The 12417-nt window shown below is 40.2% G+C and carries 11 protein-coding genes; 5 read left to right on the top strand and 6 right to left on the bottom strand.

Going from position 1 to position 12417, the window contains the following annotated elements:
- Window positions 1–51: 51 nt before the first annotated feature.
- Window positions 52–1581 (bottom strand): glutamine-hydrolyzing GMP synthase, encoded by a 1530-nt coding sequence (gene guaA, locus AS141_RS10740; protein ID WP_057937669.1) that lies wholly within the window; start codon window positions 1579–1581, stop codon window positions 52–54.
- Window positions 1582–1927: 346 nt separating this feature from the next.
- Between guaA and AS141_RS10735 the strand changes: the two genes are divergently transcribed.
- From AS141_RS10735 to AS141_RS10725, 3 genes are read left to right on the top strand one after another with little or no spacing between them, the layout of a single operon-like run.
- A complete protein-coding gene (locus AS141_RS10735) occupies window positions 1928–2530 on the top strand; it encodes a hypothetical protein (RefSeq protein ID WP_057937668.1) in 603 nt (200 codons plus the stop codon).
- A 50-nt stretch (window positions 2531–2580) separates the two neighbouring features.
- On the top strand, window positions 2581–4290 hold the full coding sequence (locus tag AS141_RS10730) for a M28 family peptidase (RefSeq protein WP_057937667.1): 1710 nt from the start codon (window positions 2581–2583) through the stop codon (window positions 4288–4290).
- Between the two features lie 59 nt (window positions 4291–4349).
- Complete coding sequence (locus AS141_RS10725; protein WP_057937666.1) at window positions 4350–4952, top strand: hypothetical protein; 603 nt, start codon at window positions 4350–4352, stop codon at window positions 4950–4952.
- Between the two features lie 97 nt (window positions 4953–5049).
- Here the strand turns inward: AS141_RS10725 and AS141_RS10720 are convergent, their stop codons facing one another.
- The 3 genes from AS141_RS10720 to AS141_RS10710 all read right to left on the bottom strand — a co-directional run bounded on the left by AS141_RS10720 (window position 5050) and on the right by AS141_RS10710 (window position 8080).
- Window positions 5050–6039, bottom strand: coding sequence for a phosphotriesterase family protein (locus tag AS141_RS10720; RefSeq protein WP_057937665.1), 990 nt, complete (start codon window positions 6037–6039; stop codon window positions 5050–5052).
- Between the two features lie 15 nt (window positions 6040–6054).
- Entirely contained in the window at window positions 6055–6672 is a 618-nt protein-coding gene (locus tag AS141_RS10715; RefSeq protein WP_157243436.1) for a hypothetical protein, read from the bottom strand.
- A 271-nt stretch (window positions 6673–6943) separates the two neighbouring features.
- Entirely contained in the window at window positions 6944–8080 is a 1137-nt protein-coding gene (locus tag AS141_RS10710; protein WP_057937663.1) for a hypothetical protein, read from the bottom strand.
- A gap of 151 nt (window positions 8081–8231) precedes the next feature.
- Between AS141_RS10710 and AS141_RS10705 the strand changes: the two genes are divergently transcribed.
- Together AS141_RS10705 and AS141_RS10700 are read left to right on the top strand one after the other, a co-directional pair.
- Window positions 8232–9755, top strand: coding sequence for an FG-GAP repeat domain-containing protein (locus tag AS141_RS10705; protein ID WP_057937662.1), 1524 nt, complete (start codon window positions 8232–8234; stop codon window positions 9753–9755).
- Window positions 9756–9864: 109 nt separating this feature from the next.
- Window positions 9865–10584: a CPBP family intramembrane glutamic endopeptidase gene (locus AS141_RS10700; RefSeq protein ID WP_082632260.1), complete on the top strand. Its 720-nt coding sequence runs from the start codon at window positions 9865–9867 to the stop codon at window positions 10582–10584.
- Between the two features lie 466 nt (window positions 10585–11050).
- On the opposite strand, the gene folE is transcribed toward AS141_RS10700, so the two are convergent.
- Window positions 11051–11755 (bottom strand): GTP cyclohydrolase I FolE, encoded by a 705-nt coding sequence (gene folE / locus AS141_RS10695; RefSeq protein WP_057937660.1) that lies wholly within the window; start codon window positions 11753–11755, stop codon window positions 11051–11053.
- The gene (locus AS141_RS10690) at window positions 11715–12125 is read right to left on the bottom strand and encodes a 6-pyruvoyl trahydropterin synthase family protein (RefSeq protein ID WP_057937939.1); all 411 of its coding nucleotides are present in this window, start codon (window positions 12123–12125) and stop codon (window positions 11715–11717) included. Before AS141_RS10690 ends, folE begins: the two co-directional genes overlap by 41 nt.
- Between the last annotated feature and the right edge of the window lie 292 nt (window positions 12126–12417).

Genomic DNA, 12417 nt, shown 5'->3' with positions numbered 1-12417 from the left:
AAAATGCAAAAACCCGAAGCGTTATCTCCGGGTTTCACAATTTCAAATTTCTTATTCCCACTCAATAGTTGCCGGCGGCTTTGAAGAAATATCGTACACAACGCGGTTAACACCTTTTACTTTATTGATGATTTCATTAGATATCTTGCCCAGAAACTCATATGGCAAGTGAATCCAGTCAGCAGTCATCCCATCTACTGAACCTACAGCTCTCAGCGCCACAACTTTCTCATAAGTCCGTTCATCTCCCATCACACCTACAGACTGTATTGGAAGAAGCATAGCTCCTGCCTGCCATACACCATCATAAAGACCGGCATCTTTCAGACCTTTGATAAAAATATGATCCACTTCCTGCAGCGTTTTTACTTTCTCTGCAGTAATATCTCCTAAAATACGAATACCAAGCCCTGGGCCTGGGAAAGGATGACGACCGATGATCGTTTCCACAATTTCCAAAGCACGTCCTACTTCACGAACCTCATCTTTAAACAAAGTATTCAACGGCTCCACTACCGAAAGCTTCATGAAATCGGGTAAACCTCCCACATTGTGGTGGGATTTGATAGTAGCAGAAGGTCCTTTTACAGAAATCGATTCGATCACATCCGGATAGATCGTTCCTTGTCCAAGCCACTTGACATCTTCCAGCTTATTTGATTCTTCATCGAAAACCTCAATAAACGCGTTTCCGATTGCTTTTCTCTTAGCTTCAGGATCTGTGATACCCGCTAGGGCATCGTAGAATTTCTGCTTGGCATCTACACCAATCACATTCAATCCCATGTGCTTATACGAATCTAAAACTTCTTCGAATTCATTTTTGCGAAGCAAGCCATTATCTACAAATACACAGATTAGCTGATCACCGATAGCGCGGTGGATCAAGGTAGCCGCTACTGAAGAATCCACCCCGCCCGAAAGCCCCATCACCACTTTATCAGAGCCGATTTTAGCTTTCAAATCAGCTATACTTGCATCAATAAATACATCTGAAGTCCAGTCCTGGGCGCAACCGCAGATTCCAACCACAAAATTTCTAAGAAGATTTTTCCCCTCAGTGGAGTGTGTTACTTCTGGGTGAAATTGAATTCCGTACGTTTCTTCATTCTGGATTTTGAAGGCCGCCACTCGTACAGAATCAGTGCTGGCAATAACTTCAAAATTATCAGGTAAATTCTTGATCGTATCTCCATGTGACATCCATACCTGCGAACCATGGCTCATTTCCTTGAGCAGGTCGTAATGGTTATCCAGATGGCTCAGATTAGCTCTTCCATATTCTCTGATCTCGGATGGAAGTACTTCCCCTCCGTATTTCTGCGCCAGAAGTTGGGAACCGTAACATACGCCCAAGAGTGGGAGTCTGCCTCTCAAAATGTCCAGATCCAAATCAGGGGACCCCTCGTCTCGGACTGAGCATGGAGAACCTGAAAGAATCACTCCTTTGATATCGGAAGTGATCTCTGGAACTTTATTATAAGGATGGATTTCGCAATAAACATTCAGCTCTCTAACTCGTCGGGCGATAAGTTGTGTGTACTGAGAACCGAAATCAAGGATGAGGATTTGTTCTGCCATGCGCAAAGGTAAGCAGGGCTGGCAAATTGAGGAAGTGATCCGCCAATTTTTACAGAATAATGTTTGGTGAGAAGGAAATGGGAAATCGGAAGATTGTAAGAGCTGCAAAGTCCCAAGTTTGAAAAGCTGCAACAAGTTGTAGTTAGTTATTCATCTTTTTTTGAAAAAAGCTTGGAATAATTTGATCCATGTAATGGATTGAAAATAGAATCACACCTACAGAAATCTATTAAATTTCTGACTAAAAACATTTTAACAATCTTTTAGTTAATTAAACTAAAGAGAGTTTAGTTTTAAGGAAGATTAGTAGAAATTCGATAAATCAACTTTTAAAACTTTCTAAAACATGAAAACAAATCGACTCCTTCTAATCCTATCTTTGGTCTGCTTACTGCCTTTTGCTTTATCAGCCCAAGAAAAACCCAAACTTCAATACACTGTAGGATTTGGATCTTCCATTGACGGCATGAATGATCTTTATGGGCTCAATTTCTCCAATGAATTAAACGTAAGACTTGGTAAGAGGACCTCATTCAATGCAGGACTTTTATTCTATCAATCCTTGGGTAGTTACAATGAAAAAATATTGCCTGAGTATTCAAACGGAAAGAATAATGAACAGTCATCTGGTATTTTCATAACCCCATCATTCAAGTACGACATCATACAACGCCCTTCTGGATTCAACTTAGCTTTTTCAGCGGGACCTTCGCTACAGCTAGGAGGAGAATCATTCATCCGCTCTTTCTATACTGGAACCCCTACCTCAAACTACATAGTCAATAAATATCAGCGCGTTGGGTTGATGATAGAATTAGAAGCTCAGTGGAATTCCAAAAATCCTAATCGAAAGAATGCAATCAGTCTTTCGGCATATGGGGCTGAAAACGCTATGCCTTGGTATCTTAACGCCACCTATAAAATGAGATATAAAGTCGGGAAGAAATAAACCTAAAACTCTATCTTGTGCCCAAAAGCACATCAATACACCACGGTCGCATGAAATCCCCCTCCTTTCTATCCATAGTTTTTCTGCTTATTACTTTCAACACATCCGCACAAAAAGCTCCTTTACAGAAGCTCACAAACCCTTATTTTAAGCTGGTACGACCAGAATTCAATGGGGATTTAGCCTATGAGACAGTAGCCTTTGTGGAGCAGTATTGGAGAATAGCAGGAAATACCGGATTTAACAATACTGTATTTCGCATTGCCGAGAAGCTGGAAGCAGCTGGTTATATCTTAGAGGAAAAAGCCAAGCAGACAGATCAATTTACCTATAGAATAGAAAACAGGAAGATGAAGCAGCCCACCTGGGAACCTGTTTCTTGCTCAGTAAAAATAGTAGGAGCGAATGAAAATCTGCTTTCCTCCGAGACCAACCGCAATATGATTTATCAGTATTCCTCCTCCACTCCGGCTGAAGGAATTACCGGGGAAGTGGTTTATATCGAAAGCAAAAATGCCCTTTCTTCTCTTGATGTGAAAGGAAAAATTCTCTTTTCCGATCAGGTTGACTACACAACTTTGCAAGCCGCAGTGGGCAAAAATGGCGCATTGGGAGTGTTGACTTATGATATGCCAGAATATTTGCAGCCAGAAAAGAACACGACTTCTATCCAGTTTCGAAGTTTGAGATATGATAAGAAAAACCCGACTTGGGCAATGGCGCTTTCCCTTGAAGCCAAAGAAAAACTGAAAACTGAATTAGCAAAAGGCAAAGTAGAAGTGCTGGTGAAGGCCGAAACAAAGATCTATGATTCTGAAGAACTCACGGTAGTAGCGAATGTAAAAGGATCTGAACTGCCATTGGAAAGTTTGGTCTTCTCAGCACATATCCAAGAACCAGGGGCAAATGACAACGCTACAGGTGTAGGTACACAATTGGAAATGGCAACAATCACTTCAAATCTGATCCAAAAAGGCAAGTTAAATCTAAAGCGGACGCTGACTTTTCTCTGGGGGGATGAAATAATTTCTACGAGAAGATACATTGAGGAAAAGGAAAAGCGGCAAACCAATATCAACTGGGGAATTTCCTTGGACATGGTGGGTGAAAATACTGACTTAACAGGAGGCACATTTCTGATCGAGAAAATGCCTGACCCAAGCGCTATCTGGACTCGCGGCGAGGATAAGCATTCGGAATGGGGAGGCGCTCCCATGACAGTGGAGCAGATGAAACCACATTATTTGAACGACTTTATCCTGACAAACTTCGAAGCTCAGGGTACACATGCTGATTGGTTGGTTAAGTCCAATCCATTTGAGGGAGGATCAGACCACACGCCTTTTCTTCAGGCTGGTATTCCCGGACTTTTGCTGTGGCATTTTACCGATCAATTTTACCATACCGATAATGACCGACTGGATAAAGTCTCCCAAAAAACCATGCAAAATGTGGGAACGGCCGCTCTGGTTTCAGCTTTTGCCTTATTAAATGCAGACAAGAAAACTGTAAATCATATGATGAGCTTGATCGCTGCAAAAGCCCAAATACGTTTGCTGACAGAAGTTCAACTTAGCAAAAAAGCAATTGCGGCAGGTGGATCTAAAGAAGATGAGCAGAAAATAATAGATACCTGGGCAGACTATTATGCCAAGTCTATGGATTCGATCAAGGACTTGGTACCTGAAGATGATGAGAAAACCTTCAGGAGAATAACGCTTGCAAAAGAAGCGATCAAGGCTCAAGTACCTCAGCTTTAATTCATAGCTACAACTAAGTATTTTTTCTTAGATTTAGCTTCTCGCTTAAATCCACTTTTATGAAAAAAAAACTATTCGTATGTTTTGTACTTATCACCTACTTTTTGCAGACAGCTGCCTTAGCCCAAGAAGACAGAAAACTTACTTATTATGTGGGAGTCGGGCCCGCAATAGACGGCAACATTGGATTATACGGAATCAACGTAAGTAACGAACTGAGTATTGGTTTGGGGAAAAGAACAGCTTTGAATCCTTCTTTGACATATTATCAGTCTATAAAGTCCTTCGATAACTATGACGACCCTAATTTTGGTCAGGATAATTCTTCCGGTCTATTCACCAATGTCACGTTGAAGTATGACATCCTGAAAACCAGAAATGATTTCAGAATCTCCTTGGCTTTTGGCCCCTCATTCCAACTAGGAAGTGAAAACAGTACAGATGGCGCCTACCTGAGATACTATGAATTTGGCAGTTATTATGAATACAAATATAGTATTAAGCGTTATTCTAGATTAGGCTACACCCAGCAGGTCGCATTTGACTGGCAAAGCAAAAACGAAAACCGCAGAAATTCTGCCGTAGTGAGTATGTCTTCATTTGACGGTTATTGGCCATGGTACCTGATGGCTACTTATAGAATGGGATTCAGATTAAAGTAACTATCGCGTAAAAATGATCAGTTGTCATAGAATTCAAAGATTGAAACTGAACACTCAAGGTGGGTAGTTCTAAACTGAATTTGAATTTTGCCATTGATCATTTTCCAAATGCACTTTTTGGATTTTCCTTCAATAGCAAATCCCAATCTGACTGCTCAAATCCTCTAGCATTCAAGACAGGCATTAGCTTTTCAAAAATATTGGTAAAGGGCACAAAATCTCCTCCGTCAGACTTTTCAGGATCATACCAACCGGCATCGTGGGAAATCAGCAGATTTTCCAAAATTCCATTTTCCTTGGCAAAAAATAAGCGATCCACATATTCATCCACACTCCAGCCAATTCCGTCCAGACTGATCCACACGCCAAGTTTAGCAGCTGTCAGGTAATTCTGAAAATCCTCTTCCGCTTGCGCATGGACCCAAACGAAAGCTGATGGATCAATTCCCATTTCCTGTAAAATAGCTACTTCCTGTTTTGCCGTAGCCCAAGTCCCGGTGTGGGACGCTATTGTCAGCCCCGTTTTTTGATGGGTAAGTCCGGCCGCTCTTATCAATTTAGCATCGATTTCCCGCATTGGATTTTCTTCGTTTACCGATATTTTGATAAATCCAGGCTTGATTCCAGTATCTCCAATTCCCTCTTCAAATTCATCTATCCATCGCGCTGCTAATTCCCCAGCACTTTCTGCATATGCAAAACCAGGCAGGTACTTCCCGCCAACTGCTCCATAAAAACCCGTGTTGGTGACGAGTTGGATTCCTGATAGCTCAGAAAGTTTACTTAACAATTTAGGATCTTTGGCCAGATAAGAAGGTGTGCAATCAAAAACCGTTTTCACCCCATACTTCTTTATTTCTATCAAATACGGTAAAACCTTTGCAATAACTTCATCTTGGCTATAACGATCCGAAGAAACAGAATCTGCGCCTATAAAATCCACCAGCATGTGCTCATGAATTAATGCCAGCCCCATGGAATCTATTGGAATAGAGCCGGAGACCGTATTGATGTAAGCAAAATCAGTTTCAGAACTTGAGCAACCCAAGCAAATAATGGCAATCAGAAAAGTGAAGAATTTAGCCATTGCATTCCAGTTTTATTAAAGAATTATTTTTTTGAAATCCTTTTGGCAAACCGTTGATATAACACCCGCTTTTCCAAAGGATTCGGCGATTGATTCAAGATCATGGGTATCCAAGTCCACTTTAAGTTTATCATTAGCATCGCCCTCATAAATATACTGAAAACCAATTTTTTCCGACAGTTTATCTGCAATTTCCATCAAGGAATACCCCTTCAACTCCAAATAATCAGTCCCACTGGAGCTACTTTTCACCGTCCCTCTATTATTCTTGAAAATAGCTTTGTCGTATAACTTGGTATCTGCAACCGAAAGACAATAAATGTCTTTCAATGACTCCTCGATTCTGATGACACCTTTTCCATTTTCAGCTAAATCAGACAAAATTTGACTCTTTAAACCAGGTGTGAGTTCAATTTCATCAGCATAGATGGTCATTCTTATCACTTGATTACTCCACTCAGAATTGGTTTCTACTACCACCCCCGGGAAGAATTCATCAAATACCTGAGCTGCTGGCCCCAAATATTGAATCATATTCGCTCCTTCTGAACTTCCTTTTGTATTGCCTGGTAATTCTGGCAGGGATTCTATTTCCAGTCTATAATTTGGTTTTTCCAATTGGTAAATTATCACGTGTTCATTTGCTTGAACCGTACTGAGATTTAAAAACAAGCAAAGGCTTAATAGTTGGCAAAAAACAAGTTTCATGTGTTTATAATTGTTTTAAAATGGTCAGATGGAATCTCGCATGCATTATAATCATCCCAGTGTGTGACTTTTTGGTCATGCTCTTTTTCATATAATTATAATTTGTCGTTTGAAGGCTATATGGTGATTTGGATTTAAATGTTGATTTCTCTCTTTGTGATGTAATTTAGCATAACTTTTAAATTAGAAAAGTTTGCTACTTCAACTCATAAAAATAAAAAGTCTGCATATCCTTTTCCACTGCCTCTGGGTCTTCACCGGGCTTAGCGTTAGAATAAAGAATATCACGAACTGACCAGAGATTGACATCTAAATCCCCCTGCCAGATTTTATCCTGACCTTTAAATATTTGGTAATGATATTTCGACTTATACCTTTTTACTAAGTCATTGAACTCTGCACTGCCTACAGTCCTATTTGGAAGCGCATCAATTTCACTTTGGGGAGTTCCACCCTCAAAAAAGGTCAGTAAATATCCATTGGAAAAGGCAAATCCTTTGTATTCGGAGGCCGCTAAGGATTGGAAGAATCCATCCAATCCAATATCCGGATTGCTTGGTTTAATTTGTTTATACTCATCCCCAGGTCTCAGCTGCCAAAATGTTTTCAGTTTCATTTCAGGAAACTCATAGACATACATTTCAGGAGAATTGGGAAAAATCGCATACATCTCATCCTTCACTATTTTAACAATTGGATCCAGATTATAGTATTGCCCCGGATTTAAAGCCATTTGTGTTTCTTTCGGTATATAACTCTTATGCAGCTTGTCAAGTGAATTGATATCTCGAATGGTCATAAAAGGGTAAGCTATACTGAATTCTTCAGATCCAACTATTGCCTCAACATCTCCCGTAATATCTAAAGAAAAAGTGTACAAATACTTAGCAAATGTAAGTGCAGCTCGACTTCCCCCTACAGTTCGGGAAACCAGTTCAAAATCAATCTTTTTTGAATCAACTAAATTAAAATCAAGATCATAGATAGATGCATGTCCATGGGTCAGCACTAGAATCTGGTCATCCTTCATATAGTGAGCTGTAGAAAAGTAAGTGGATTTATAACTATCCTTCCCTTCTTCACTTCGATTCGCTTTTAGTAGGATTACTCCTGATTTATCTACTCTAAAGAACTCACTGGTCTTAAAGTCATAAAACAAATATTCCGAATGGTCTTCCATTACATCAATAAAAGCCAGTTGGGTCAAGTTCTCAATCACCAGACTATCGGTAATCACCAGCTCAGGAATGTTGGCCGAAGATCCTGTTTCTTCCGTTTTTTCTTCACAAGCTATCAAGGCTGCTAAAAAAGTTGTCAGTAAAAAATTCTTCATAAAGTTTAATTTACTAATTAAATAAGCTTGAATAAAAAAGTTCAAAAGAATATTCCAATTGAAATTTTCTCAGGACAATTATACCTTGAAGAATTAACTTACACTCCAATCAGGTGGGTCCTAAAATCAGAGGTTTTAATTTAGACGAGGAATGTCTTCTGTTCACAAATATATCGTTCTTGTAACCTTGGGCTTTTACCTTTGCTCTGGGGTCCAAGCGCAACAGGAGGCTTTGCTGAGAGGAAGAATATTGGCAGAAAGCTACTGCGCCTCCTGCCATACATATGCGGCACCTTCCCTACTGCCGAAAGAGGTATGGAGAAAACAGGTTTTGCCACAAATGGCCGCCTTTATGGGCATCAAAGCAGCTCAGGATAGCCTGGAAGTATGGGAAAACAAATCACCTGATGAAATTACCTTCATCAAAAAGCTGGGGGTTTACTCTTCCTCAGCACTCATCAGCAATGAAGATTTCCAGTCCATCGTTGATTTCTACACCTCGGAAGCACCGATAGACTTACCTCTCCAACAAACAAAAGAAACTCCTATACTCCTAGAAGGATTTGTTGCCAAAACACTTTTCATAGAAGGAATCCAAAGTCCAAAAACAAGTCTGGTTGCAATCAATGAAGACAGGGCGGAACTGTTGATCGCAGATGCCAATTCCAATCAACTTTATGTGAAGGTTCAAAGCGATGAATTTTTCACACTTCCTTCCACCTCCAGTCCAGCAGTACATTTTCTTAAGAAAGCTCCTAATGTATATAACTTCATTACGGTAGGCACTATCGCCCCCAGCGATCTATCAGAAGGGGCTCTTTATCAGATGGATTTAAATTCCGACAGCTGGAAGATGATGATGGACAACCTCCCCAGGCCCGTCTATGGAGTTTGGGAGGACATTGAAAAGGACGGAAAACCGGATTTTGTGCTATGTAACTATGGAAATCACGGGGGACACATAGCTATTTATGCCGATGGCAACCTGGACTCAGAACCCGTTCAGCTCGGTGGAGCCGGGGCTAGGAAGATCGAACTAACAGATCTAAATAATGATGGGAATCTCGATATTATAGCACTTTTTTGCCAAGGAAATGAGCGGATATCGGTTTTCTATACTAAGGAAAATGGGCAATTTGAACCGGAGAATGTTCTGTTAAAATTCTCACCCGTGATGGGTTCCAGTTATTTTGAGGTGCATGATTTCAATGAGGATGGGCTAGTGGATCTTTTAGTCAGCAATGGGGATAATTGGGATTATTCATCCGTACCAAAACCTTATCACGGGTTTCGTATTTATGAAAATAGAGGGGATGGCATTTTTGAAGAATCCTGGTTTTATCCGCAGTATGGAGCTGCCAAAGCTATGGCAGTTGACTATGATGGAGACGGGGATTTGGATCTGGCAAGCATTGGGTTTTATGATGAACTTGAAAATCCGGAACAGCAATTCTTGCTTTTTGAAAACAAGGGGAACATGATTTTCCAACCCAAATACATCCCTGAAGCCGCGCTGGGAAAATGGCTAACCATGGATGTGGGAGATTTAGATGGAGACGGAGACATGGACATAGTACTAGGCTCCTATGCACACAACGCGCTAGAATACACGAAACTTGTCATCCGGGGAGTCGATGAGATCCCAAGCGTTTTGATTTTGGAGAATAGAAAATAGGATTAACAGTTTGTTGAGAAGAAAGTAGTAATTGGTTAAAGAAACCCCGAAAAATTGAAAACAGTAGTGATAAAGAGACGTCAAACGTTGGTTACCACTGACAGTCAAGATGATTAGATTTATAGCAGAGGACTTGCTTCAGATGGCGATTGTCTTTCCAATCATATTTATCTTTTTGAAAGACAGAAATATGGACACGCTGAAAATTTTAGGAGCTTTTTTCGTCTATTATTTCTTCCACCAGATCCTAGTATATATTCCTATCCAATATCCCGAAGCTAGAATCGGGGTTTCAAGCTGGAATTGGTCAGGAAAACTATTTGCTATTCTAGGGAGTATTATTTTCTTAGCAGTTTATAGAAAATTTCCTCTTGGTGATTACTTTTTAACTTTTAAGCAGGATAAGAATTTTATTTACACTGGAGTTGGAATTATAGCCATCGTTTGGCTGATCCATAGTACCTATGTCTATTTCTCTCATGGTAGAATATTCGATCTAGAAACACTACTGTTTCAATTTTCCATGCCGGGAATCGATGAGGAAATTGCCTACCGGGGCATAATGCATGGTCTGTTACTTAAGGTGTTGAAAAGCAAGAATACTTTTCTCAATCCAGCTCTCTGGACAACCGCATTATTATTTGGAATGGCACATGGACTTTTTCTTACAGAAAGTTTTGAGCTGGCATTTCACCTCACCCCTTTTCTCTGGTCTTTGTTTTATGGTTTAATTTTGGGTTGGATTACAATTAAAAGCGGCAGTATTCTATTGGCCTTAATTTCCCATAACCTTGGGAACGGAGTAGGAATGCTGATCAAGATGCAGTGAACCCGTTCAGTTTTCTACTACAAGTAACTGACTGCAAACTATTCTCAAATAGCGATTATCAAATCACATTCGTTTTTGAGAAAAACCTCCAAGTATAACATGCGTCTATTGATATCCTAATCCTTTCCGGGGAGTTCATATTAGAGAAAAGTGGTAGTGTATAGGAATTTTCAAAGGACAATCGCTCTGCTAATTTAGATATTTACATCGGTCGGTATCGGCTGGTCAAGGATTAAGGTCTATGCAGGATACCTCCGCAAGATCTATTTAGAATGATCACAAAATCTGCTATCCCTGGGTATTTTGTGGTAAAAAAAGAATTAGCCCTTGTTTTTCGCTATTTTCACTTTGGGATTTGTAACACCAAAGTCTCACGAAACCTGCGTACCGCGGTTAAACCAAGTCGCTAAATTAAAAAAACCGAGCCTCTCAGCCCGGTTTTCAATGTTGGTTTAGTAGTTCAAAATTACCTTTCCAAACTGATATACTTCAGAAATTCATTTCGGGTTTGCTCGTCTTTTTCAAACTTACCTGAGTAGAACGACGTCAGGGTGCTACTTGTTGTATCCTTCACTCCTCTAGAGCTCACGCACATGTGATCTGCATCCATGATCACGGCCACGTCGTCAGTTCCAAGAGCCTCCACCAGCTCATTCCCGATCTGCATAGTCAGCCGCTCCTGCACTTGCGGACGCTGGGAAAAGTACTGTACAATCCGGTTGATTTTGGAGAGACCGATTACAGATCCGTTGGAAATATAAGCCACATGGGCTTTGCCGTGAATCGGCACGAAGTGATGCTCGCAGTGTGAAAAGAATGTGATATTCTTCTCTACCAGCATCTCATTGTATTTGTATTTATTTTCAAAAAGCTTTGCTACAGGCTTATTTTTTGGGTTGAGACCGCTGAATACTTCCTTCACATACATCTTTGCCACACGATTCGGAGTACCTTTGAGACTGTCATCTGTTAGATCCAAGCCCATGATATGCATGATCTCACGAAAGTGCTTTTCTATCAATTCGACCTTCAGGTCATCATCCATCTCAAAAGCATCTTCCCTCAGGGGCGTTTCCAGGGAGGTACCTACATGTTCATCTCCGATATCCTCAGCAGATGCCCGGGCAATATTAATTCCCATCGTATTCAACAAAGTTTCTTTCTGTTTCATAAAGTCGAATCGTTAACTCGAATTTTCGATCAATCTTTTCCCTTAAAATATTCCAAATAACCACTGCAATGTTTTCAGCGGTTGGGTTAAGTTCTTTGAATTCATCGGTATCCAGGTTTAAATTTTTGTGATCTAATTTCCTTAAAACATGCTCTTTGATCAGGTCACTGAGCACTTTCATATCGTATACGTAGCCTGTCTGAGGATCTATTTCCCCTCTTAGTTTTACGACCAATTCATAATTGTGACCATGAAAATTAGGATTATTACATTTCCCAAAAACCGCTAGATTCTGTTTGTCTGACCATTCAGAATTGTGGAGTCTATGGGCTGCATTGAAATGTTCTTTTCTAAATACTGATACTTTCATGGAATGCTGAAACAGCCACTTTTCTATTTTGTTTGAATTATTTTCGGTTCTCACTGTTACAGTACAAGGATGGCACTGACCTACAGTGGAATAATTTTCGGAACGCAAAATTACAGAATAATAATTGGTACCAAAATCACAATGTCATCTCATCAAGCCAAGAACGGAGAAACTTGGTTAGAAGGTTCCCGGAAGAATTTCACAAGTTTTATGGAAAATCCATAAGAGACTGACTCCAAGTTCGTTTGATCTCACGGGATATCCTCCTAAATTTGCAAAATCACCCAACTAC

The organism is Algoriphagus resistens (assembly GCF_001442615.1).
In the GTDB taxonomy this organism is placed as follows: domain Bacteria; phylum Bacteroidota; class Bacteroidia; order Cytophagales; family Cyclobacteriaceae; genus Algoriphagus; species Algoriphagus resistens.
Note: the sequence above shows the minus strand (reverse complement) of the source record. Positions and strands in the feature narration are given on the sequence as shown.